At 57.8% G+C, this 22,946-nt stretch carries 21 protein-coding genes; 6 read left to right on the top strand and 15 right to left on the bottom strand.

Annotated features, from left to right (window positions below):
* Positions 1 to 5 precede the first annotated feature (5 nt).
* From flgK to ACXAH3_RS08705, 3 genes are read left to right on the top strand one after another with little or no spacing between them, the layout of a single operon-like run.
* A complete protein-coding gene (flgK, locus tag ACXAH3_RS08715; protein WP_474861684.1) occupies positions 6 to 1,463 on the top strand; it encodes a flagellar hook-associated protein FlgK in 1,458 nt (485 codons plus the stop codon).
* Between the two features lie 10 nt (positions 1,464 to 1,473).
* A complete protein-coding gene (locus ACXAH3_RS08710) occupies positions 1,474 to 2,484 on the top strand; it encodes a flagellin (protein ID WP_474861683.1) in 1,011 nt (336 codons plus the stop codon).
* Positions 2,481 to 3,584, top strand: a complete 1,104-nt coding sequence (locus ACXAH3_RS08705) for a flagellar basal body P-ring protein FlgI (protein ID WP_474861682.1) — start codon at positions 2,481 to 2,483, stop codon at positions 3,582 to 3,584. The genes ACXAH3_RS08710 and ACXAH3_RS08705 overlap by 4 nt, the downstream gene beginning before the upstream one ends.
* An 11-nt stretch (positions 3,585 to 3,595) precedes the next feature.
* On the opposite strand, the gene ACXAH3_RS08700 is transcribed toward ACXAH3_RS08705, so the two are convergent.
* The 10 genes from ACXAH3_RS08700 to ACXAH3_RS08655 all read right to left on the bottom strand — a co-directional run bounded on the left by ACXAH3_RS08700 (position 3,596) and on the right by ACXAH3_RS08655 (position 15,325).
* Entirely contained in the window at positions 3,596 to 4,723 is a 1,128-nt protein-coding gene (locus ACXAH3_RS08700) for a beta-ketoacyl-ACP synthase III (protein ID WP_474861681.1), read from the bottom strand.
* A gap of 79 nt (positions 4,724 to 4,802) precedes the next feature.
* Positions 4,803 to 5,450 (bottom strand): RluA family pseudouridine synthase, encoded by a 648-nt coding sequence (locus ACXAH3_RS08695; RefSeq protein ID WP_474861680.1) that lies wholly within the window; start codon positions 5,448 to 5,450, stop codon positions 4,803 to 4,805.
* Positions 5,451 to 5,486: 36 nt separating this feature from the next.
* Positions 5,487 to 6,389 (bottom strand): EamA family transporter RarD, encoded by a 903-nt coding sequence (gene rarD, locus ACXAH3_RS08690; RefSeq protein ID WP_474861679.1) that lies wholly within the window; start codon positions 6,387 to 6,389, stop codon positions 5,487 to 5,489.
* 90 nt (positions 6,390 to 6,479) lie between these two features.
* Positions 6,480 to 8,927, bottom strand: a complete 2,448-nt coding sequence (locus tag ACXAH3_RS08685; protein ID WP_474861678.1) for a GcvT family protein — start codon at positions 8,925 to 8,927, stop codon at positions 6,480 to 6,482.
* A gap of 84 nt (positions 8,928 to 9,011) precedes the next feature.
* Positions 9,012 to 9,980 carry a GlxA family transcriptional regulator gene (locus tag ACXAH3_RS08680; protein ID WP_474861677.1) on the bottom strand — a complete coding sequence of 323 codons (969 nt, stop codon included), beginning with the start codon at positions 9,978 to 9,980 and terminating at the stop codon, positions 9,012 to 9,014.
* Positions 9,981 to 10,042: 62 nt separating this feature from the next.
* Positions 10,043 to 12,490 carry a GcvT family protein gene (locus ACXAH3_RS08675; RefSeq protein WP_474861676.1) on the bottom strand — a complete coding sequence of 816 codons (2,448 nt, stop codon included), beginning with the start codon at positions 12,488 to 12,490 and terminating at the stop codon, positions 10,043 to 10,045.
* A 23-nt stretch (positions 12,491 to 12,513) separates the two neighbouring features.
* Positions 12,514 to 12,888, bottom strand: coding sequence for a GFA family protein (locus ACXAH3_RS08670; protein WP_474861675.1), 375 nt, complete (start codon positions 12,886 to 12,888; stop codon positions 12,514 to 12,516).
* 10 nt (positions 12,889 to 12,898) lie between these two features.
* Positions 12,899 to 13,477, bottom strand: a complete 579-nt coding sequence (locus tag ACXAH3_RS08665) for a helix-turn-helix domain-containing protein (RefSeq protein ID WP_474861674.1) — start codon at positions 13,475 to 13,477, stop codon at positions 12,899 to 12,901.
* A gap of 153 nt (positions 13,478 to 13,630) precedes the next feature.
* Positions 13,631 to 14,083: a GAF domain-containing protein gene (locus ACXAH3_RS08660; protein WP_474861673.1), complete on the bottom strand. Its 453-nt coding sequence runs from the start codon at positions 14,081 to 14,083 to the stop codon at positions 13,631 to 13,633.
* Positions 14,084 to 14,146: 63 nt separating this feature from the next.
* Positions 14,147 to 15,325, bottom strand: coding sequence for a thiolase family protein (locus ACXAH3_RS08655; RefSeq protein WP_474861672.1), 1,179 nt, complete (start codon positions 15,323 to 15,325; stop codon positions 14,147 to 14,149).
* Positions 15,326 to 15,425: 100 nt separating this feature from the next.
* Between ACXAH3_RS08655 and ACXAH3_RS08650 the strand changes: the two genes are divergently transcribed.
* Positions 15,426 to 15,773: an STAS domain-containing protein gene (locus ACXAH3_RS08650; protein WP_474861671.1), complete on the top strand. Its 348-nt coding sequence runs from the start codon at positions 15,426 to 15,428 to the stop codon at positions 15,771 to 15,773.
* A 30-nt stretch (positions 15,774 to 15,803) separates the two neighbouring features.
* A complete protein-coding gene (locus tag ACXAH3_RS08645) occupies positions 15,804 to 16,256 on the top strand; it encodes an ATP-binding protein (protein WP_474861670.1) in 453 nt (150 codons plus the stop codon).
* 85 nt (positions 16,257 to 16,341) lie between these two features.
* On the opposite strand, the gene hspQ is transcribed toward ACXAH3_RS08645, so the two are convergent.
* The gene (gene hspQ, locus ACXAH3_RS08640) at positions 16,342 to 16,668 is read right to left on the bottom strand and encodes a heat shock protein HspQ (protein WP_133485093.1); all 327 of its coding nucleotides are present in this window, start codon (positions 16,666 to 16,668) and stop codon (positions 16,342 to 16,344) included.
* A 218-nt stretch (positions 16,669 to 16,886) separates the two neighbouring features.
* Here hspQ and ACXAH3_RS08635 point away from each other — a divergent pair, with 218 nt between their 5' ends.
* Positions 16,887 to 17,459 (top strand): transglycosylase SLT domain-containing protein, encoded by a 573-nt coding sequence (locus ACXAH3_RS08635; RefSeq protein ID WP_474861669.1) that lies wholly within the window; start codon positions 16,887 to 16,889, stop codon positions 17,457 to 17,459.
* 48 nt (positions 17,460 to 17,507) lie between these two features.
* On the opposite strand, the gene ACXAH3_RS08630 is transcribed toward ACXAH3_RS08635, so the two are convergent.
* From ACXAH3_RS08630 to ACXAH3_RS08615, 4 genes are all read right to left on the bottom strand, one after another.
* Positions 17,508 to 18,113, bottom strand: a complete 606-nt coding sequence (locus ACXAH3_RS08630) for a LolA family protein (protein ID WP_474861668.1) — start codon at positions 18,111 to 18,113, stop codon at positions 17,508 to 17,510.
* A gap of 104 nt (positions 18,114 to 18,217) precedes the next feature.
* Entirely contained in the window at positions 18,218 to 18,565 is a 348-nt protein-coding gene (locus ACXAH3_RS08625) for a RidA family protein (RefSeq protein ID WP_474861667.1), read from the bottom strand.
* 81 nt (positions 18,566 to 18,646) lie between these two features.
* Positions 18,647 to 21,625, bottom strand: coding sequence for a DNA translocase FtsK (locus ACXAH3_RS08620; RefSeq protein WP_474861666.1), 2,979 nt, complete (start codon positions 21,623 to 21,625; stop codon positions 18,647 to 18,649).
* A 12-nt stretch (positions 21,626 to 21,637) separates the two neighbouring features.
* Positions 21,638 to 22,819, bottom strand: coding sequence for an aminotransferase class I/II-fold pyridoxal phosphate-dependent enzyme (locus ACXAH3_RS08615; protein WP_474861665.1), 1,182 nt, complete (start codon positions 22,817 to 22,819; stop codon positions 21,638 to 21,640).
* Between the last annotated feature and the right edge of the window lie 127 nt (positions 22,820 to 22,946).

Here is a 22,946-nt window from a genome sequence, read left to right as displayed (position 1 = left end):
TTCTCATGACCATTTCGGGCGCCCTTCACAATGCACTAACCGGCCTGAACGCAAATTCGCGCGCAGCCCAGCTGGTGTCGTCCAACGTCGCAAATGCGATGACCGAAGGCTATGGCGCTCGTACTTTGGAACTGTCATCGCGGACGCTGGGCGGCACGTCATCCGGCGTCAAGGTCGATGGGATCCACCGCCACGTGGACGAACAGCTTTTAGGGGATCGTCGCCTGTCGGATGCCGCCCTAGGGCATGGAAACACGCGATCCAGCTTTCTGGCCGGCTTGGAAAATGTGGTTGGAACTCCGGATAAACCCGGCTCACTTTCCGGTCGCATGGCCCAGTTCGAAGCCGCCCTGACCGAGGCCGCAGCACGCCCGGAAAGCGAGGCCGCGCTGAATGCCAGCCTGTATGCGGCGCGTGATATCGTGACGCATCTAAAGGCCACCTCGGATCACATTCAAACCGAACGCCTGAATGCTGACGGGGCCATCGCGGATGAGGTCTCTCAGCTCAATCAGGGCCTGCAAGACATCCATGAGCTGAATACCAAGATCCAAGTCGCAGCAGCACGCGGAGCCGACCCCTCAGGGCTGATGGATCAACGGCAGCAGGTGATCGACGGACTGTCGTCGATCATTCCGATCAAGCAAGTTCCGCGTGACGGTGGGCAGGTGGCGCTGATCTCAAGCGGGGGGGCAATCCTTCTGGACGGCCAACCCGCACAGCTTGGTTTCTCGACCGTCAACATGATCGTGCCAGAGATGACACAGGGCAGCGGCGCGCTCTCTGGGCTAACCATCAATGGGAAACCTATCGACACAAGCACCGAACGAAACGCGATCGCGGGCGGTTCATTGGCCGCACATTTTCAGGTTCGCGACGAATTGGCGGTGATGGCACAGGAACAATTGGACGCATTCGCACGCGATCTGGTTGAACGGTTCCAAGACCCCGCACTAGACGCCACTCGCGCGCCCGGTACACCAGGTCTTTTCACCGATGCAGGCGCGGCCTTTGATCCATCTGACGAGGTCGCGCTCAGCACGCGCCTCTCACTGAATTCAGCGGTGGATCCAACTCAAGCTGGCGCGCTCTGGCGTTTGCGTGACGGGCTGGGGGCGACGGTCCCCGGAAATGTCGGAAATGCGACTCTTCTTGGCGAAATGATCGACGCTCTGGAAGCCCCCAAAGTTGCTGCCTCGGGCGGGTTTTCTGGTGCTGCACGTTCAGCTTCTGGCCTTGCTGCCGACCTATTGAACAAAATTACGGTTAACCTTGATCAGACCCAGGCGCGGCTCAGCTTCGACACGGCCCAGAATGACAGCTTGCGACAGATGGAATTGGCACAGGGCGTTGATACTGATGCAGAGATGCAAAAGCTGATGGTGATCGAGCAAGCCTTCGCTGCAAATGCGCAAGTCGTCTCCGCCGCCGATGAAATGATGCAACTTCTATTGGGCATCTAGGGGCGCTGATATGAGCATTTCAACATTTGGAGATATGGCCAGCACCTTCATGACAAGGCGGCAAAACACCCAGCTTAGACAGGAGCTGACGCGGCTTAGCACGGAAATGTCCACGGGTCGGAAATCCGATCTGGGTGCAAACACGAACGGAGAGTATGGTGCGGTCGCAGGCCTCGAGCACAGCCTGAAGCTTCTGTCCGCCCACGCGCAGGCCACCAACGAAGCACAGCTGATGGCGGGCACCACGCAGGTCGCTTTAACCACGATCCACACTCAGGCGCAGGAGCTGTCAAACGGGCTAATCGCGGCGCGCAGCTCGAACAACACGACGCTGTTGCAAACCACAGCGCTGGATGCCGAACAGAAACTCGGTTCGATCATCTCGAAACTCAACGCGGATGCTGGTGGGCGATCACTCTTTGCAGGGTCCGCCACCGATCAGCCAGCTTTGGCGAACGTACAAACGATTATCACAGAGCTGATGACCGCAATCTCGAGCGAGGTTACGGCGGCGGGTATCTCGACCGCAATTGATGACTGGTTCAATACGTCCGGCGGTGGGTTCGAGACGCTTGGCTATCTGGGGGCAGATGAAAGCAACGGCCCAATCCGGCTGGGCAATGGCGAAACTGCCACGTTGCCCGTCCGCGCCAATGATACCGAAATCCGCAACCTTTTGTCTGCAGTGGCAAAAACGATGGTGCTGGCCGAAGGTGCATTGGCCGGGAACTTGGACGAACAGAAGGCGCTGGCCGAAATGTCATCAAACAGTCTTCTAACTGCGATTGACCAAACAACGATGTTGCAGGCACGCGTCGGCGCAGTCGAGGCACGAATTGAGAACGCGGTGGCACACAACACCGCTGAACAACACGTATTAGAGCTTTCGTATAACGATTTAACCGCCGCTGACCCGTACGAAACCGCCGCGCGACTAGAAGAGCTCTATGGTCAGATGGAAGCGCTTTATGTCACCACCGCGCGCCTGTCGAAACTCAGCTTCGCGGATTACATGCGATGAGACACCTGTTTGCGTTCTTGATGGCGTTGTTCGCGCTGACCAGCATCGCCCATGCGAACTCGATCCGCATCAAGGATTTGGTCGAATTTGATGGTGTGCGCGGCAATGACCTTGTGGGCTATGGGCTGGTCGTCGGGTTAAACGGCACAGGTGACGGCATCCGGAACGCGCCCTTCACAGAAGATATCATGTCGAACATTCTGGAACGTCTGGGTGTGAACATCACGGGCGAACAATTCCGCCCCAAGAACGTGGCGGCTGTGTTCGTCACTGCCTCGCTGCCCCCATTTGCACGGGCAGGATCGCGGATTGACGTGACGGTCTCTGCGATTGGGGACGCAAAAAGTCTGTTGGGCGGAACGCTGATCATGACCCCCCTAAACGCAGCAGATGGCGAGATCTATGCCGTTGGGCAAGGCACGATCATTGCGGGCGGAGCAAGCGCGGAAGGTGACGGCGCATCGGTGACCAAAGGCGTACCGACCAGCGGCGTAATTCCCAGCGGTGCGCGAGTCGAGCGTGAGATCGACTTCGATTTCACCAAGCTGAAATCCATCAGATTGGCCTTGCGCACTCCGGATTTCACAACAGCTGAACGGATCGAGCGCGCCATCAATGGAAAATATGGCCGGGTCGTGTCGCGCATGCTGGACAGTGGAACGGTTGTGGTCGACATCACGGCCACGCGCGCGATTTCTCCGGCGCACGCATTGGGTACGATCGAGAATATCGGAGTGGAACCCGAACGACGCGCTAGGGTGGTGGTCGATCAGCGGTCCGGTACAATCGTAATGGGCGAAGATGTGCGGATCAGCCGGGTGGCCGTGTCGCAGGGCAATCTGACCCTGCGCATTCAAGAGCAACCCATCGTCGTGCAACCCAATCCGTTTTCGGAAGGCGAAGCCATCGTGGTCCCGCGCACCAATGCCGCAATCGAGGAAGAACCAGGGATTGGGCTGGCCGAGGTCAGTGGCGGGGCGTCCTTGTCAGAGTTGCTAGCCGGACTAAACGCACTTGGCGTCGCTCCGCGCGACATGATCGACATTTTGAAAAGCATCAAGGCGGCCGGCGCACTTCATGCCGAGTTCATCGTGCGCTAACGGCGCGGTCTTTAGGCCCGACGCACCACGACTGACCCGACCGAATAGCCTGCCCCGAAAGAACAAATCACACCGGTATCTCCGGGTGCCAGATCGCTCGAGTATTTCGAGAACGCAATGATCGACCCGGCGGACGAGGTGTTGGCATAATCCTGAAGAATGTTGGGTTGCTCGCCGTCCTCAGGAGTACGCCCCAACACCTTTTTCCCGATGAAATCATTCATGGATTTGTTCGCTTGATGCAGCCACAGACGCTTTAGATCATCCTGCCCCACACCGATTTCGGCGATGTGCTCTAAGATGTGTTTCGACACAATCGGCAAAACCTCTTTAAACACCTTGCGTCCATTCTGCATGAATTGCATGTCGCGCCTGTCCGGCAGATCGGCAGAGTCTTCACGCGTGCGGCGCAGGAAACCATTGTTGTTACGAATGTTGTTCGAAAACTGCGTCAGGCAACGGGTCGACAAGATCTCGAAACACTCGCCTTGTGTGTCCTCTTTGCGTTCGATCAGGGTCGCAGTGGCAACGTCACCGAAGATGAAATGGCAATCCCGGTCGCGCCATTCCAAATGGGCCGAGCAGATCTCGGGGTTCACCACCAATGCGCGTTTGACAGACCCGGACCGGATCATATCGGCAGCAGCCTGAATACCAAAGGTGGCCGATGAACAGGCCACGTTCATGTCAAAGGCAAACCCACCCGCGCCCAAGGCCTGTTGGATCTCAATCGCAATTGCGGGATAAGCGCGTTCGTGGTTCGAAGCGGCGCAGATCACCAGATCGACATCACCGGCATCGCACCCCGCCTGCGCAAGTGCTTTGCGGCAAGCATCAACGCCCATTTCGGTCATGATCCCCGGCTCATCATCGGCCCGTTCCCGCAGGATCGGATGCATTACATCGGGATCCAAAACGCCGGTTTTGTCCATCACATAGCGTTGATGAATGCCCGAAGCCGAGACGATGAAGTCCTCGGAAGAATGGCCCATCGCATCCACTTCACCCGCGGCAATCGCATCCGCGTTCGCTGCATTGAACTTGTCGGCATAGGCGTTGAAGGCGACCACAAGCTCGGCGTTTGTGATCGTTACCGTAGGGGTAAAAACCCCCGTTCCTGAGATGACAGGTTGATGCATGATGGGCTCCTCGCTGATCGTTACAATCAATCAGGATCAACGCCGACGGGCAAGGGTCATTGCCCCTAGGTCACCCGGGTCAAAACGGGCATTTAGCCTTGATGGTGATCCCTTTTCCACCGTCCGGGTGACGCAAACGCAGACTTTCGGCATGTAGCATCAGGCGTGGGGCATTACGGGCCGGGCCCTCGGCATAGAAGGGATCGCCCAGAATGGGATGGCCCAATTCCAGCATATGCACACGCAATTGGTGGCTGCGGCCGGTCTGCGGAAACAGCCGCATCCGGGTGGCGTTTTCTTCATATCTCAGCACTTTCCAATCGGTCACGGCTGGCTTGCCGTTCTCGAAATCTACATGCTGCTTGGGCCGGTTGGGCCAGTCGACGATCAGGGGCAGATCGACGGTGCCTTCGCGGCCTTCGACCCGTCCAAAGACGCGCGCCAGATAGGTTTTCTTGGTTTGCCGTTTTTCAAACTGAAGCCCCAGATGCCGTTGCGCGTGGGGTGTCAGTGCAAAGACCATCACGCCCGAGGTATCGCGGTCCAATCGATGCACCAGAAGCGCTTCGGGAAACACCGCTTGAACGCGGGCAATCAGGCAATCGGCCAGATGTTCGCCCTTGCCCGGAACCGACAACAGGCCCGAAGGCTTGTCCACGAACAGAAGTTCGTGGTCATGATGCAGGATCACAAGCGGATCATTGGGCGGGTTGTAATCAGACGACATGGGCGCGGGATAGCGGCTGAGACCCCCCGCTGCAAGTCACCGCTTGCGCCGAATTTGACGAAACAGAGACGTCGTGTAAACAATCAGCGCCAGCCAGATCAGCGGGAATGCGATCAGCTTGGCGCCTCCGAACGGTTCACGAAAGATGAAGACCGCAACAAGGAAGATCATCGTCGGCGCGATATACTGTAGGATGCCGATGGTCGACAGACGCAGCAATTTCGCGCCGTTGGCATAGACCATCAAGGGCACCGCCGTGACCAGCCCGCAACCCATCAGAAGCGCGGTATCCCAGCCTGAAACAAACAGATGCCCCTGCCCGGTCGCACCGAGCCAAACGACATAGGCCAAAGCGGGTGGCGTCAGGATCAACACCTCAAGCAGAAAGCCCTGATTGGGCCCAATGGGTAGGGATTTCTTGAAGTACGCGTAAAAACCCCATGTCAGCATCAGACCCAGCGCAACCATCGGAAGTCGCCCCGCATCCACTGTCAGTACGATCACCGCCAACGCGGCCAGAAGCACAGCCACCCATTGCGCAGTAGACAGACGCTCGCCCAGAAGTGCCGCACCCATCAGGATCGAAAATAGCGGATTGATATAATATCCCAGCGCGGCCTCGACCGTCTGCTCAGCCCCAATTGCCCAGATATAAATGCCCCAATTGACCGAGATCAGCGTGGCCGTCACCAAAGCCAGCAACAGACTGCGGCGGTCGGTCAGAACTGCTTTCAGATCCCGCGTACGACCCAAGGCAATCAGCACCACCCCTGCGACTGGAACGGACCAGATGACGCGATGCGCCAGCACTTCGGTCGCGGGCATATGGGTCAGCAACTTTAGATAAAGCGGCAGAAAGCCCCACAGCACATAAGCCGTGATCGCAAAGGCAAGCCCTTGCGGCGTATCTACGTTTTCCGGCTTTGCTGTCTGTGTCATCGCGCCCTCACCCGGTCTTTATGCCGCCCGGATGAGGGATTGGGTAGCGTGAAAAGCGTTAGGCTTCACATCACGGATTGTTATGCCCGCTTAAACTTTGACCCGCTCCGATTTCGGATCGTACATGGGCTTCAGCGATACTTCGGCCTTCACGCGGGTGCCCGCCACGTCGATCTCGTAAGTCGAGGCAAGAACATCTGCAGCGCTTTCGCCTTTGCATGGCACATAACCCATACCCATGGCTGCACCCAGATGATGCCCGTAAGAGCCCGAGCTCAGATAGCCCACGATCTCGCCATCGCGGATGACGGGTTCGTTGTGATAGAGCAGCGGCTCGGGATCGGTCAGCTTGAACTGAAGCATCCGGTTTTCCAGCCCGCTTTCCTTTTTCGCCAGCACAGCATCGCGGCCGATGAAATCCGGTTTGTCGGTCTTCACAGCAAAGCCAAGACCCGCTTCCAACACGTGGTCCTCGCAAGTGATGTCGTGCCCGAAGTGGCGGAAGCTCTTCTCGATTCGGCAGCTGTCCATCATGTGCATCCCGCAGAGCTTCAGGTCCAAGTCCTGCCCGGCTTCATGCAGGGTTTCGAACACATGACCTGCCATATCGGCCGAGACATAGATCTCCCACCCAAGCTCACCCACATAGGTCACGCGGTGCGCCCGGGCCAAGCCCATCCCGATCTCGATTTCCTGCGCGGTGCCAAACGGGTTGGTGGCGTTGGTGAAGTCGTTCGGGCTGACCTTTTCCAAGAGCTTGCGCGAGTTCGGACCCATCACAGCCAAAACACCTTCACCGGCGGTCACATCGGTGATCACGACGCGGAAGTCGCCGACATGGCGTTCCATCCATGTCTGATCGGCCAGACGGGTGGCGGCGGGGGTGACCACAAGATACGAGGTCTCGGTCAGACGGGTGACGGTCACATCCGCCTCGATCCCGCCGCGACGGTTCAGGAATTGGGTATAGACGATTTTGCCATTGGGCACGGAATAATCGCCGCCACCCACATAGTTCATGAAGGCTTCGGCGTCCGGCCCTTCGACCCTAATCTTGCCGAAAGAGGTCATATCATACATGCCCACATTTTCGCGCACGGCCTTGTGCTCGGCAGCCGAGTTTTCGAACCAATTCTGGCGACCCCAAGTGTATTCGTATTCGGCTTTCTGGCCTTCATTCGCGAACCAGTTGGCGCGTTCCCAACCGGCCAGCTCGCCAAATACGGCGCCCTGTTCTTTCAGGTGGTGATGGAAGGGCGTGCGACGGATGCCGCGCGCGGTGGCTTTCTGACGGAACGGGAAGTGGTCAGCATAAAGCAAGCCCAGCGTCTCTTTCGAGCGTTCAAACAGGTAGTGCTTGTTGCCCTGGAACGGCTGCATCCGGCTGATGTCCACGTCGCCCAGGTCGAAAGGCTTATCGCCATCTTCCATCCACTGCGCCAACGCCATACCTGCGCCGCCCGCCGACTGAATGCCGATCGAGTTAAAGCCCGCGGCGACCCACACATTGTCCATCTCGGGAGCAAGGCCAAGGTGATAGGCATCGTCGGGTGTGAACGATTCTGGGCCGTTAAAGAAGGTGTGAATGCCCGCTTCGGCCAGCATAGGCATACGGTTACAAGCAGCTTCAAGGATGGGTTCGAAGTGGTCGAAATCCTCAGGCAGTTGGTCGAACTCGAACGTGTCCGCGATGCCATTCATGCCCCACGGCTTGGCATTGGGTTCAAACGCGCCCAGCAGGATTTTGCCCGCGTCTTCCTTGTAGTACGCGCATTCATCGGGCACCCGCAGCACCGGAAGCTGGGTCATGCCTTCGATGTTCTCGGTCACGATATAGAAGTGTTCGCACGCGTGCAGCGGAACGTTCACGCCAGCCATCTTGCCAACCTCGTGGCCCCACATGCCTGCGCAGTTCACGATCATATCGCACGCGATGTGACCCTGTTCCTTGCCATCGTCCGAGGCCCAATCGACACCCGTAACCTTGCGGCCGTCGCGCTGAATGCCCGTAACCTTGGTTCGCTCTTTCACCAGCGCACCGCGTTGACGCGCACCCTTGGCCAAAGCAAGCGCGATGTTGGCCGGATCGCCCTGCCCGTCTTTCGGCAACCACACGCCGCCGACCACGCCGTCGATGTTCAGATGCTCGTAACGCGACAAGGCCTCTTCTGCGGTGATTTCTTCTACGTCGACGCCGAATGCGCGGGCCATAGCGGCCTGACGGGCAAGCTCTTCCATGCGTTCGTCTGTCAGCGCAACACTGATCGAGCCATTGCGTTTAAAGCCTGTGGCGACACCAGTTTCAGTCTCTAACTCGCCGTAAAGCTCCTGCGAATACTTTGCTAGCTTCGTCATGTTCTTGGTCGCACGCAGCTGCGCGATCAGACCGGCGGCGTGCCATGTGGTGCCCGAGGTCAGCTGTTTACGTTCCAGAAGGACAACATCCTTCCAGCCAAGTTTGGTCAAGTGATAGGCGACAGAGCAGCCGATAACGCCGCCACCGATGATGACAACGCGGGCTTGTGTGGGCAGAGACATGGCATCACTCCTTGATGGATTCGGGCCGAGAGTTGCACGACATGCGGCGCGAAAACATCGTCTTTTCGCCAGCTTTGTCGGAAATCAATTGCTGTAGCTTGCCAAGTTTCCATTCTTGCGCAGCGACATAGGAGTCACGCCGAAATGGCGGCGAAAAAGCGATGAGAATCCGTTGGGAAAGCCGCAAGCAAGCCCGACGTCACGTACGCTCATCGCGGTTTTCAAAAGCAGCGTGTTGGCGTGGTTCAAACGTAGCTCGCGATAGTAAGCGTTAGGCGTGGTGTGGAAATGCGCGCGGAAATGGCGCTCCAAGGATCGTTCGGAAATCCCAAGAAGCGAGACCAGTTCCGAAATCCGCAAGGGCTCTTCCAGATTGGCCTGCATCAGCTCGACACATTGATCCAGCGCGCGGTTACCGGTCAAGGAAAGCTCTTTGCCGCCAAACGGTTGCAGGGTTGCGAAAGTGCGGATGTTTTCATGCAGCATGATGTCGGTGACCGTCGCAACCGAGGCCGCAGACAGGTGGCTGCCCAACAGCGCCAACACAAGGTCATGGGTCGATCCCATGCCTGCAGACGTGATGATACGCCCATCATCTGCGACCAGCGCGTAAGATCCAATTCCCGGCGTACCACGTTCATTCAACACAGCGCGGTTTTCCCAATGGGTCGTATGGCTCATTGTTTGTTCGCCTGTTTCCGCGATGTGGCGACTGGCGGCTTCGGACAGCAGGATCACGCGAGAGCCAGCCCACTGGTAAGACTTGATCTCTTTTTGCAGAGACAGCTCTTTCGCGTCTGGGTCCGAGTTGCCCAGCGCAAAGACGTAATCTGCGGTCGGCTTGGGGTGGAAAGGCTGGGTCGCCACATCTATCCCGGCGCGACACGAGATCGGCCCACCGTGACGGGACAGGTTTTGCCAGCGAAACACCTCGCGCGCAGAGACGCGATTGGCGATGCGCAGAACTTCGAGGATCGCGGACAATTCCGTCAGGACGAACCCGTCTGACATCAGGATGTCGACCTGAATCGGATGTTCGATCATATCCTTCATCTTCTGTACCTCGCTGGTTGGTTGCCCCGCGCAAATGGATTGCGCGGGGCTGGGTTTTGGTATTAGGCACGCAGCCTTTCGTTTTCGGGATCCCATAGCGGCTGGTCCGGCTGCACCACGGCTTTGAACTTCTCGCCGTAGATTTCAACCTCAAGCTCGGTGCCCGGCTCGGCCAGATCGGTGCGGACCATCCCCAGCGCAATCGAGCCGTTAATGCGATAGCCCCACCCGCCCGAGGTGGTTTCGCCGACGATCTGATCACCCGACCAGATGCAGGACATATAGGGCGCGTCACAGTCACCGGCTTCAACAGTAAGTGTGACGAAGGCTTTCTTCGATCCTTGCTGTTTTTCCGATTGAAGCGCTGCTTTGCCCGGGAAGTCCTGTGGCTTATCCAGACGCACGAAACGTTCCAGTCCACCTTCGAACATCGAATAGTCGCTGGTCAGGTCACCCTTCCAGGTGCGGTAACCCTTTTCCAGACGCAGGCTGTCCAAAGCATACATGCCGAACGGCTTGGCCCCAGCCGCGATGACCGCGTCATAGATGGTGGGAATGTCGGCGTTTGCCGCATGGATTTCCCAGCCCAATTCACCGGCAAACGACACGCGCACGACACGCGCAGATTTGCCTGCAACCGTGGCTTCCTGATGAGTCAACCAACCCAGTGACAGGTCTGCGTCAGTTCCGATCTCGGTCATCAGATCGCGCGATTTGGGGCCGGTCACGATCAGGGTGTCTTTCTCGGTCGTGTGATCGGTCAGGGATAGACCTTCCGGCAGTTTGCGCTTCAGCACCTCAAAATCATGCCACTGTGCGGTGGCTGCGGTGATCAGGGTGAAGTGATCCTCGGCGTGGCGCTGGCACGACATCTCGGTCAGGATGCGGCCACGATCGTCCGAGAAATAAATCAGGTTCATCCGGCCCACCTTGGTCAGCGCGCCTGTCACCATGCCGCGCAGCCATTCCGCTGCACCTTCTCCCGACAGTTCAAACCGCGAGAAGCCCGGCAGATCCAGAACGCCAACGCCGTCACGCACGGCTTCGCATTCTTCTTTCACGCGCTGGGTCCAAGGTCCTTGACGGCCCCAAGTGTGGGTCGCTTCCAACGAAGTATCGTCGCCGTCTTGCGCAAACCAGTTGGCGCGTTCCCAACCGTTATAGGCACCCATGACGCCGCCGGCGGCGATCACGCGGTCATGCACCGGCGACAGTTTCTTGTCGCGGGCGGCGGGCCATTCGTGATGGGGGAAGTGCATCGCGTATTCGTTGCCGTAGACTTCCATGCCCTTCTGATCACAATAGTCCTGATCGGTGTAATCGGTATAGCGGCGCGGATCGACCGCCCACATGTCCCACTCGGTCCCGCCATCGACGATCCATTCGGCCATGACCTTACCCGCGCCGCCACCTTGGGCGATGCCGAAGGTGAAGACGCAAGCCTCGAACGCGTTCGCGACGCCGGGCATGGGACCGATCAGCGGCAGACCGTCAGGGGCATAGGGGATCGGTCCGTTGATTACGCTGGACACGCCCGAAGTTTCCATCAGCGGCACGCGGGCCATAGCGTCGACGACGATATCCTCGATCCGGTCCAGATCTTCCTGCCAAAGCTGGAAGCTGAAATCCTCGGGCATCTTGTCGTCGCCCAGCCAGTGGGCCTTACAGTTCGGCTCGTACGGGCCAAGATTGTAACCGTGCTTTTCTTGACGCAAATAGTACGACACGTCCACGTCGCGGATCAGGGGCAGTTTGCCACCATGTTCCTTGGACCATGCTTCCACTTCGGGGATTTGTTCAGTCAGCAGATATTGGTGCTCCATCACCATCATCGGAACGGTACGGCCGCCATAGGGCTTGAACATCTCGCCCACACGCTGAGCATAGTAACCCGCTGCGTTGACCACATAGTCACATTCGATGTCACCTTTTTCAGTGTGAACAACCCATGTCTTGTCTTCCTTCTGGGTCACACCCGTCGCCGGGGTAAAGCGTAGGATCTTTTGCCCCATATCGCGCGCGCCCTTCGCAAGCGCCTGCGTGACCTGAGCCGGGTCAATGTCACCATCCGACGGATCCCACAGCACGCCCATCAGGTCGTGGATCTCAAGGAACGGATAACGCTCCTTCGCTTGTTCGGGCGTCCACATCTCCATTTCGATGCCCTGATAGCGTCCCATCGAACAAGCGCGTTCAAACTCCTGCATGCGTTCTTTGGTATGCGCTAAGCGGATCGAGCCCGACTGGTGATAGTTCATCGGGTAATCGACCTCTTCGCCAAGGCGCGAGTACAGCTCGGTCGAATAGCGCTGCATGTTCATGATCGCCCAGCTGTTCGAGAACGTCGGAACGTTACCCGCCGCGTGCCAGGTCGACCCTGCCGTCAGCTCGTTCTTTTCCAGAAGAACGCAGTCGGTCCAACCCTTCAGGCCAAGGTGATAGAGCGTCGAGGCGCCAATGACACCGCCGCCGATGATAACGACGCGTGCTTTGGTGGGAAAATCAGACATTAAGGTCTCCGTCTTTCTTGGTGTTACTGCTCGCTTTGCGGCAGGCCGTCGGCAATTTCGTAGTAGTCACCTTTGTTAGCGACAAAGATGTGTTTTTCTAAGGTCAGCCCCGTGGGACCATCGATCGCGCCCAACGCAAAGCTGATCGTGTCTTCCGCATGAGCTTTCCAAAACAGGAAGGATCCGCAAGTCGGGCACGACCCGCGCTTGGCGAAATCGCTGGCAGCAAACCATGACACGTCGCCGGTGATGGTCAGATCCGCTTCCGGCACGAAGGCCGATGACCAGATGCCACCCGATTGCTTGCGGCACTGGCTGCAGTGACACATCGAGACACCTTCCGGTGTCGCGTCGGTGGAAAAAGTGATGGCTCCGCACAGGCAGCTTCCCGACAACATGGCGCGCTCCTTAATAGACCGGCGGTGCAATCACCCAGATCGCAACGGCCGGTTCGTCATAGGGGTTCGCCCAGTCATAGGTCTCGTGTTTGATGCGGAAACTGTCACCGGTCTGGACCGTGAAACTGCGCCCGCCAATGGTCAGATCCAGCTTACCGGACACCATATATCCGACCTCTTGCGTGGGGCGGCTGGCGGGGGTCTGCATCTTGGAATGCGGCTCGAAAGTAGAGTGCACCATCTCGAAGTCATCGGTCAGATCGGGGGATAAAAGCTCTTCCCTCAGCCCTTCATGGCTTGCGCCCATCGGACGGCGATTGCCAGCCCGCACAATCCGTCCCTGTTCCCCAGCGGGCGAAGACTTATGTGCAAACAGAAGCGACATTGGCACGCCCAGCGCTTCTGAGATAACGCGCAGGTCCGAAATCGAAGGTTCAGATTTGTCACGCTCGACTTGGCTAAGCCAGCCAATAGACCGCCCCAAAGCCTCCGCCAGGTCCGAGATCGTCATACCACGGGATTTGCGCAAGGCTCGCAGGTCAGCGCCCAGACTGGTCCGATGCAAGTGCTGTGGATCGCTGTGTAGCATGTGGCCTCCGCATGAACGTTATCGTGAAATTTTCACGTTTTTTTTCATATTGAGACACAAAGATGATTCGTGGCAAGTCTGAATACGACCGGAAGATGTCGTGTTTAGGCTGCAAAGCAGTCCGGTTGGATTGGTTTGTTCAAGGCTGCAAGGCTAGCGCGCGAAAGTATCCGCCAAGATTTTCTCAAGCGCATCCGCGTCTTCTTGCGTGAATGCGGAAGGCTGGTCGCTATCTATATCCAGCACAGCAATCAATGTTCCTTCAGCATCCCAGACCGGCAACACGACTTCGGACCGGGTTGAGGATGCGCATGCAATGTGGCCCGGAAAGGCGTCCACGTCATCGACCAACTGTACCTCGCCTGTACGGGCCGCCGCGCCACACACCCCCCGCGAGAATGGGATCTGAAGGCAACCATGTCCGCCTTGATAAGGTCCGATCTTCAGCATCTCGGGCGCGGTCACGCGATAGAACCCCGTCCAGTCAAACCGATCATCCGCGTGGTGCAGTTCACATGTGACCGTAGCCATCAGGGCGACCTCATCGGTTTCTCCTTCAGTCAGCGAGGCAATGATCTGGGCTGTATCGGCGTAGTTGATCTTCATCATGTCTTCCAAATGAAATGGGCGCGGAAACCCGCGCCCTCACTGTAGCGAGTCACTGTGACCTTACACGCGTTCGATCGCGATGGCAGTCCCTTCGCCACCGCCGATGCAGATCGCAGCCACACCGCGTTTCAGACCACGCTTTTCCAGCGCGTTCAAGAGCGTCACCATGATCCGCGTGCCCGAAGCGCCAATCGGGTGGCCCAATGCACAAGCACCACCGTTTACGTTCACTACGTCTCGCGACAAACCCATCTCATGCATGAAGGCCATGGGAACGACGGCGAAGGCCTCGTTTACTTCCCACAGGTCCACGTCGTCTTTGGTCCAACCCAGACGCTCCAGCAGTTTTTGTGCGGCAGGAACGGGCGCGGTGGTGAACAGGTTTGGTTCCTGCGCGTGGCTGGCGTGGCCCATTATACGTGCACGAATTTTCAGACCCGCAGCATTGGCCGCATCCTCGGAAGCCACGACCAGAGCCGCGGCGCCATCCGAAATCGACGAACTGTTGGCCGGCGTCACCGTGCCATCTTTGCGGAAGGCTGGCTTCAGGGTCGGGATTTTGTCCGGGCGCGCATTGCCGGGCTGTTCATCTTCACCCACGACCACATCGCCCTTGCGGGTCTTGATCGTTACGGCTGCGATCTCGCCTTCAAACGCGCCGGATTTCTGAGCTTCGAGCGAGTTCGCCAGCGACTTCAGCGCGTATTCGTCCTGCGCGTCGCGGGTGAACTGGAAGCTCTCGGCGCAATCCTCGGCGAAGGTGCCCATCAAGCGGCCCTTGTCATAGGCGTCCTCGAGCCCGTCCAGGAACATGTGGTCGACGACCGCGCCATGCCCAATCCGCGCGCCGCCGCGCATCTTTGGCAGAATATAAGGCGCTTCAGTCATGCTCTCCATGCCGCCAGCCACCATGATATCAGTGCTGCCCAACGCAACCTGATCATAAGCGATCATCGCGGTCTTCATGCCCGAGCCACACATCTTGTTCAGCGTGGTGGCGGGAACCTCTTTGCCCAAACCGGCAGCGAAACCTGCCTGACGTGCGGGCGCCTGACCTTGACCGGCGGGCAATACACAACCCATCAGCAATTCTTCAATCTGGCCTGCGTCAGCTCCGGCATCTTCCAACGCCGCCTTGATCGCCGCACCGCCCAGTTCCGAGGCAGTCACACCCGAAAATGCGCCCTGAAACCCGCCCATGGGGGTGCGCGCCGCCCCTGCAATAACCACATTTTTCATCGTAGCCTCCCAACCTGTGCTTTTCCTGTACTCGCTTACCGAATGGTAAGGATCGGCGTCTAGACTGTAGTTCTACTAACCGCGTGGAAGGAGCGTAGCCGTGCAACTTACCTATCAAGACGGGCACGAGGCCCGAGTGATCACCGTAGAAAACAGCCGAATCGACGCCGCGATTGCCATCAATTTTAAAGATCAAATGCGCGACGTAACGTCGGACGGTCCGCAACGTATTGTCGTGGACATGACGCAAGTCGATTTTATTGACTCCAGCGGCCTTGGCGCAATTGTCGCTGTGATGAAACAAGTGCCGGATGGGCGCAGTTTTGAACTGGCGGCCCTGTCTAATACTGTTCGAAAGGTGTTTTCACTGACCCGTATGGATACCGTGTTCACCATTCACGATAGCGTGGCCACGGCCCTTGATGGCGGTCTCGCCAACGCAAGCTGACCGGGCAGACCTTACAGGAGTGCACAGAATTTGCATAACGCGGCGAAGCCACACTCGGACCAGAAACTTCAACTAGAGTTTCCAAGCGACAATTTCTCTGTGCGGCAGGCGTTGAAGCAGGTGCTGGATCTGACCCTGTCGCCGGACGACAAGTCGGTGGTCGAGATCGTCTTGGCCGAAGTCCTGAACAACATCGTCGAACACGCCTATCAAGAACAGCCCACAGGCCGCATAGAACTTGCCGTTAGGTTTCTTGGCGATGGGCTGGATGTCACGGTGCAGGACAGCGGCCTGCCTCTGCCCGATGGCTTACCAGATAAGAAAGTGTCGCCCGATCTGGGCTACGCACCCGAGGATCTGCCCGAAGGGGGATTCGGGTGGCATTTGGTGCGCAAGTTGACGCGGGATCTGCACTATAAACGGCGGGATGGGCGAAACATACTATCATTCCGCATCGCGAGAACCGACGCTACACGGGGCTGATCACTGATTTAGAATCCGGTTAGTAAGCGCAAAGAACAGTGTGCTTGATCTGCAAGAACTTGGCGGTTCTGATAAGGATGAAAGCTTAGTTCAACTGAACCTGAAGCGGATACTGCCCGTCTTCAAAATCCCCGAAAAGATCATGCAGATCAGGGTGTTCGACCGGCTCACCAGAATGATCCTCGACCAGATTCTGTTCGGACACATAGGCCACGTAATAGCTTTGATCATTCTCGGCCAGCAGGTGATAGAACGGCTGATCCTTGGACGGCCGGCTGTCTTCGGGAATGGCGTCATACCATTCTTCGGTGTTGGAAAAGATCGCATCCACGTCGAACACCACGCCCCGGAACGGATGCTTCCGGTGGCGGACAACTTGACCCAGATGATATTTCGCATGTGTCTTCAACATTGGTCCTACTCTTGTTCCATGACTACCGCTGATCACCGTGCAATGTCCATGCGACATGCCCGAAAATTTTGGAAACAGTTTGAACACCCCGCACCGAATTCATCCGGTTCATGCCCAACAGGCAAAGCTGCGCTGCAGGTGCGAAATATCCCGATCTTGTGATTCCCACTTGCCAAAAAATCCGCTAAGCTGACAAAAAAACAAAGAGCAGTAGGCAGATGAAAAAACTCATACTCGCGACCATGGTCGTGGCATTTGTGGCGTCCTGTGGCGGCAAGAAAGCGCCGCGCAATTTGGACAACGCCTGTAGCATTGTCCGTCAGCAACCCAAGATTCTACGCGCGATGGAACGCACAGAGCGGAAATGGGGCGTCCCCGTCCACGTTCAGATGGCAATCATTCATCAAGAATCAAAGTTTGTGCATGATGCCCGCACCCCAATGAAATTCGTCCTAGGCGTACTGCCGATGGGCCGCCAAAGCTCGGCCTATGGTTATGCGCAAGCGCTGGACGGAACTTGGAAAGAATACGAGCAGGAAGAGGGCGGTCGCAGCGCGCGCCGTACCAACATCCACGACGCCACCGATTTCATGGGGTGGTATATGAACAAGACGCGCGATGTAACGGGCATTCCGCTGCATGATGCACGCAACCAATACCTTGCCTATCACGAAGGGCGCACCGGGTACCTGCGCGGCAGCTATAAATCGAAATCTTGGTTGCTGCGTGTGGCTGACAACGTTGGATCTCGTTCGGCCATGTATCAGCAACAACTGGCACGCTGCCGTTAAGATTTAGCCTGACCCGAGAAAACTCGGGTCAGGCTGATTTTAAAGTGCTTAGCGGCGCTCGCGCTGCTGGATTGCGTAGGTAATCGAAAACAACGACGCGCGCATCGAACCACCCTTCTCCAGCTCGCCCAATAGAACGGTGGTCTTTGTCCCGGCATTGTCAGTAATAATCCACTGACGCAGCTCGACCGGGTTGGAGGTGAACTTCAGCTCGATTGTGCCGACTTCGGGGTTATCTGGGTCCTGCGCTACAACCGTCGTTGCGGTACCGTCAAAGGTGTGACCCACAACCATTTTAGCCTTGTTCAGATTCACATTCCGCGCCAGCACAAGGTTCAGCGGTGTACGTCTCAGCGGATACTGCTGCGGACCCGCATTGGATTTCCCGTCAAAAATTGCGACCTGAGACCCACCGACGACCACAAGGGCCTCGGTCGGGGGGTTATATTCGAACCGGGCGCGGCCCGGACGTTTCAAATAAATCGTCCCGGTCGAAATCGTCCCGTCATCATTGATTTGAGTGAACTGAGATTTCGCGGTCGTTAGACCATTCAAATAATTGGAGATCGCGTTCAGGCTGATCTTCTCGGCCTGAGCCGGAAGCGCCGTGGCCACCAAAACAAGGGCGGCGAAAGTCATACGCAAGGGGGTCATCTATTCTACCTTTACTGCTCGGGCGTACTTTATCCCGTTTGATATGGGGAATTTAAGCCCGAACAGTAGGTGATAGGCGATAACGCGCCTTTCAAGGGGCGTGGTTATTCCGCGACAGCGGCAGTAACGATCACTTCGACCTTGTGTTCCGGCGTCGCCAGATCAGCCGAACCGGTGGCACGGGCGGGGGCATGACCCTTGGGAACCCAAGCGTCCCAGACCTGATTCATTTCGGCGAAGTCTTTCATGTCTGCCATCCAGATGATGGCTTGCAGCATGTGCTTGGTCGAGGATCCGGCTTCCTCAAGCAGCGTTTCGATCTGCTCCAGACATTCGCGGGTCTGCTCGGCCACGCTGTTGCCGGGGGTGCCGACTTGACCGGCCAGATAGACGACACTTTTGTGGGTGACGCTCTGGCTCATGCGGTCGGTTGAGTGACGACGTTGGATCATTGGTTTGCCTCAGTATTGTTATCGTTAGGAAACACGCCGCCCCCAAAGGGACGACGCAATCCGGATCGTTGTCCGGAAGATTTACTGCTGTTCGGGGATCAGAATCTCGCGTTTGCCCACATGGTTGGACGCCGAGACCAGCCCCTCGTCCTCCATTTGCTCAACCAGACGCGCGGCTTTATTATAGCCGATGCCCAGTTTGCGCTGGATGTAAGATGTCGAGCATTTGCGGTCTTTGATGACGATCGTAACCGCCTGATCGTAAAGCGCATCTTCGCCATTGGTGTTGCCGCCTGTCGACAGACCAAGAACTGCGTCGATGTTGTCGGCTTTGTCTTCAGCCGGACCATCGGACACGCCGCCCACATATTCGGGCGGGCCGAAGCTTTTCAGATACGATACGATTTCTTCGACTTCCTCGTCCGACACGAACGGGCCGTGCACGCGGGTGATCTTGGAACCGCCTGCCATGTAAAGCATGTCACCCATGCCCAAAAGCTGCTCGGCGCCTTGTTCACCCAGAATGGTGCGGCTGTCGACTTTCGACGTCACTTGGAACGAGATCCGGGTGGGGAAGTTCGCTTTGATTGTGCCGGTGATCACGTCAACCGACGGACGCTGCGTGGCCATAATGATGTGGATACCCGAGGCACGCGCCATCTGCGCCAAACGCTGGATGCAAGCTTCGATTTCCTTGCCTGCAACCATCATCAGGTCGGCCATCTCGTCGACCACAACGACGATGAAGGGCAGTTTCTCGGGGGCGAATTCCTCGGTCTCGAAGATCGGTTCGCCGGTATCATCGTCAAAGCCAGTCTGAACGGTACGCTCGAACATCTCGCCTTTGGCCAGCGTATCGGCGACACGGCTGTTATAGCCTTCAATGTTACGCACGCCCATTTTGGACATCTTGCGATAACGTTCTTCCATCTCGCCCACGACCCATTTCAGGGCAACGACCGCCTTTTTCGGGTCGGTCACAACGGGCGACAGCAGATGCGGGATGCCGTCATACACGGACAGTTCCAGCATCTTCGGGTCGATCATGATCATCCGGCATTCTTCCGGCGTCAGCTTGTAAAGCAGCGACATGATCATCGTGTTAATGGCTACGGATTTACCCGAGCCGGTCGTCCCTGCGATCAACAGGTGAGGCATCTTGGCAAGGTTTGCCACGACGGGCTCGCCACCGATATCCTTGCCCAGCGCCAACGGCAGTCGCTGATTGCCGTCGCCGAAATCGCGGGTCGACAGGATCTCGCGGAAGGACACCATCTCGCGTTTTTCGTTGGGCAGTTCGATCCCGATGACCGATCGGCCGGGCACGGTCGAGACACGTGCCGACAGGGCCGACATCGAGCGTGCAATGTCGTCAGCTAGGCCGATCACGCGGCTGGCTTTCAAACCAGGGGCGGGTTCAAGCTCGTACATGGTGACGACGGGGCCGGGGCGAACCGACACGATCTCGCCCTTCACGCCATAGTCATCCAGAACGGTTTCCAGCATCCGCGCGTTTTCTTCCAGCGCCTCGTCCGACAGAACGTGGCGTTCGATCGAAGCGGGGTTGGCCAGCAGGTTCAGCGGCGGCAGTTCATAGCCCGGATGGGCGTCCTCGAATTTCAACGCTGGCTGCGCCTCGGCCTTTGCACGGGTCGAGGGTTGGACAGGCTTTTTCGGCGGGTGTTGCACAACCTTTTTGGCAGGCTGAGTAAAGCCCGAATGCTGCGGCGTATACACACGTGCCTCGGGTTCTGCGGCGGGTGCCATCAGGTCTTCGACGATCATGTCATCGTCTTCAGTCAGCTCTGCGGTCATTGGTGCAGGCGCGGGTGCCTCTACCATCGGCGCTTCAACCATCGGTGCTTCGACCATCGGCGCGGCGTACGGTTCCGCATAGGGATCTTCCATCGGCACGTCCATGTCCGGCTCGGCGGGCATCGAGGTGTTCAAGATCATCGGATCCGGGCTTCGACGGTGACGTGACACAGCACGCTCTAACGGAGGTTCGGCACGCATCGGATTGGCAATAGGCATCTGACGCGAGCGGTTCTTCAATGCCATCGAGATCTTGGCGCGAATGCGATCCTCGCCGCCCAATTCGTCTGGGATTTCCCCTTCGAAAACAGCAGGTTCTACCAGCTCGGGCTCGGGTTCCACATTGCGACGCATCAAGGACGCCAACAAACCCTGTTTCTGCGGGGCCGGGGCAGGTTCTTCATGCACAAAGGCCTCGGGCTCGGCATGCATCGGGGGTTCCGGGCGCATAACGCGCGCAGTGCGCAGGGGCGGCGGGGACGAGAATTCTTCCTCGTACACGTCATCATATTCTTCCTGCGCCTGCTGTTCTTTGCGGGCAGCATGACGGGCTTGCATTGTACGGGCCGTGGCAGCAGCGCCCGTGGCGGCGCCTTTTGCGCCTTTGCCCAGAAGGGACACGATGCCAGCATAAGTTACGACGACGCCAACGACCAAGAAATGACCGATGCGCTTCAGTTCGGGTTTGTCCAGACCAAGCACAAATAGGGTCGCGATCAAAGCAGCAACAGCGGCAAGGACCGACATGACTTTCAACCCAGCGCCCGCACTGACCGGAAGGGCTGCCAGAATTGCGCCTAGAACGGTGTCCCCGAAAAGGCCGCCCAGGCCGAAGGAATGGGTCCAGCCCGCGCCCGGCACCAAGGTGGATGCATAGACCGAGCACAAGGCGACGGCGATCGGGGCAAAGATCAGGCGGCCCATGGCGCGCTCTTCGCCGAAATGGAAGGTCATGCGCAAACCCCAGACCACAAGAATCAGCGGCAGAGCCCACGCGCCAAGACCCGCGATGACCGACAAGGGTGAGGCGATAAAGGCACCAACCCGGCCCAAAGCGTTCTGTGCAGGCGTTTCGGTGGCCGACATCCAACCGGGATCTTCGGGCGAATAGCTGCCAAGGATCAGCGCGATAATGATGCCAAGGGCAATCAATCCGATGCCCAAAAGCTCTTTCCCGCGTCGTTCCAACACCGCTTGCGTGGTGCTGTCAAAGATCGGATCTCGTTGTTTCGCCTGATACGCCATGCCACCTCGTCCTTACTTGTACAGACCGTCGCGGATCTGGATCAGTCCGCGCGTCATGTCTTCTTTTGGGGCCACCATGGCGACCCGGATGAACCCCTTGCCGGGGTTTTCTTCGTTCACGTCCCGCGACAGATACGCGCCGGGCAGCACCCGTACGCCAGTCTCGGTCCACAGTTTCATCGCTGCGGCTTCGCCATCTTCGACGGGCAGCCACAGGAAAAAGCCGGCTTCAGGGGGCCTGTAACCCTCGACTCCGGCAAAAATTTCGTCCGCGATCTGGTACTTTTCTTGGTACTGAGCGCGGTTCTCAGCCACATGCGTCTCGTCCGTCCACGCACGTTCTGCGACGCGTTGCAGCGGCAAGGGTAAAGGCGCTCCGGAATAGGCGCGCAGCTGACGCACCCGCTTGATGCTTTCCGGCCCGCCGGCCACGAAGCCCGAGCGCAGCCCGGGTAAATTCGAGCGTTTAGACAGCGAATGGAAGATTGTCACACGCTCCGGATCTGCTCCACCTTGGCGAGCGACCTCAAGCGCGCCCGGGGGCGGGGTGTCACGATAGATCTCGGAATAGCATTCATCCGCAAAGATCTTGAAATCATACTTCTCGGCCAATGCAATCAGGTTGGCCCAGTAATCGCGATCTACCACCGCACCCTGAGGATTGGTTGGCGAACAAATAAATGCCACTTCAGTCCGGTTCAGGATCTCGGGCGAAAGCTGAGAATAATCCGGTAGGAAGTTATTGTCAGGCGTCGCGGGCAAGAACACGGGTTCCGCACCGACCGTCACCGCGGCAACCGCATAGACCTGATAAAACGGGTTAGGGATCAGAACGACGGGCTTTTCGCCACGCGACGTCTGTTCTGGGCAAAGGGCGATAAGCGCGTTGAATAGACCTTCGCGAGTGCCGTTCAAGGCCATGATTTGATCGGTCGGTACATCCACGCCATAGCGCCGATCCAGCCATCCCGAGATCGCATTCAGCAGCTCGGGCGCACCATCGTTAGGCGGATATTTCCCAAATCCATCAACGGCTTGGGCCAACACTTCAGGCACCCAGTTCGGAAACGGGTGCTTGGGTTCGCCAATCGTCATATGCATGACTTCTCCACCCGGCGCATGTGCGTCGAGAAGGGTCCGCAAACGCGGGAATGCATATTCGGGCAAGCCGGAATACCGCTCGGGAAACGTCATTGGAACGTCTTTATACTGCCTCAGTTTTCGGGATCATGTCGCCCCGTTAGGATCGACGATAGCTTGCAAATCCCGGCTGGTCCAGAAATTCACAGCAAAACTCAGCAGTTGGAACAGGTAGTTGTGG

It is taken from the genome of Aliiroseovarius sp. ABM4_368 (genome assembly GCF_056161205.1).
The sequence above is the reverse complement of the archived record's forward strand: the minus strand, read 5'-3'. Positions and strand labels throughout refer to the sequence as shown.

What these genes read in the sequence shown, in the direction of transcription:
- ACXAH3_RS08655 (WP_474861672.1), bottom strand. Translation starts at nt 15,325, where the DNA reads ATGAAAAATGTGGTTATTGCAGGGGCGGCGCGCACCCCCATGGGCGGG.
- ACXAH3_RS08680 (WP_474861677.1), bottom strand. Translation starts at nt 9,980, where the DNA reads ATGAAGGATATGATCGAACATCCGATTCAGGTCGACATCCTGATGTCA.
- ACXAH3_RS08685 (WP_474861678.1), bottom strand. Translation starts at nt 8,927, where the DNA reads ATGTCTCTGCCCACACAAGCCCGCGTTGTCATCATCGGTGGCGGCGTT.
- ACXAH3_RS08615 (WP_474861665.1), bottom strand. Translation starts at nt 22,819, where the DNA reads ATGACGTTTCCCGAGCGGTATTCCGGCTTGCCCGAATATGCATTCCCG.
- ACXAH3_RS08620 (WP_474861666.1), bottom strand. Translation starts at nt 21,625, where the DNA reads ATGGCGTATCAGGCGAAACAACGAGATCCGATCTTTGACAGCACCACG.
- ACXAH3_RS08710 (WP_474861683.1), top strand. Translation starts at nt 1,474, where the DNA reads ATGAGCATTTCAACATTTGGAGATATGGCCAGCACCTTCATGACAAGG.
- ACXAH3_RS08625 (WP_474861667.1), bottom strand. Translation starts at nt 18,565, where the DNA reads ATGATCCAACGTCGTCACTCAACCGACCGCATGAGCCAGAGCGTCACC.
- ACXAH3_RS08665 (WP_474861674.1), bottom strand. Translation starts at nt 13,477, where the DNA reads ATGCTACACAGCGATCCACAGCACTTGCATCGGACCAGTCTGGGCGCT.
- ACXAH3_RS08630 (WP_474861668.1), bottom strand. Translation starts at nt 18,113, where the DNA reads ATGACCCCCTTGCGTATGACTTTCGCCGCCCTTGTTTTGGTGGCCACG.
- hspQ (WP_133485093.1), bottom strand. Translation starts at nt 16,668, where the DNA reads ATGTTGAAGACACATGCGAAATATCATCTGGGTCAAGTTGTCCGCCAC.
- ACXAH3_RS08700 (WP_474861681.1), bottom strand. Translation starts at nt 4,723, where the DNA reads ATGCATCAACCTGTCATCTCAGGAACGGGGGTTTTTACCCCTACGGTA.
- ACXAH3_RS08695 (WP_474861680.1), bottom strand. Translation starts at nt 5,450, where the DNA reads ATGTCGTCTGATTACAACCCGCCCAATGATCCGCTTGTGATCCTGCAT.
- ACXAH3_RS08635 (WP_474861669.1), top strand. Translation starts at nt 16,887, where the DNA reads ATGAAAAAACTCATACTCGCGACCATGGTCGTGGCATTTGTGGCGTCC.
- flgK (WP_474861684.1), top strand. Translation starts at nt 6, where the DNA reads ATGACCATTTCGGGCGCCCTTCACAATGCACTAACCGGCCTGAACGCA.
- ACXAH3_RS08660 (WP_474861673.1), bottom strand. Translation starts at nt 14,083, where the DNA reads ATGAAGATCAACTACGCCGATACAGCCCAGATCATTGCCTCGCTGACT.
- rarD (WP_474861679.1), bottom strand. Translation starts at nt 6,389, where the DNA reads ATGACACAGACAGCAAAGCCGGAAAACGTAGATACGCCGCAAGGGCTT.
- ACXAH3_RS08670 (WP_474861675.1), bottom strand. Translation starts at nt 12,888, where the DNA reads ATGTTGTCGGGAAGCTGCCTGTGCGGAGCCATCACTTTTTCCACCGAC.
- ACXAH3_RS08705 (WP_474861682.1), top strand. Translation starts at nt 2,481, where the DNA reads ATGAGACACCTGTTTGCGTTCTTGATGGCGTTGTTCGCGCTGACCAGC.
- ACXAH3_RS08675 (WP_474861676.1), bottom strand. Translation starts at nt 12,490, where the DNA reads ATGTCTGATTTTCCCACCAAAGCACGCGTCGTTATCATCGGCGGCGGT.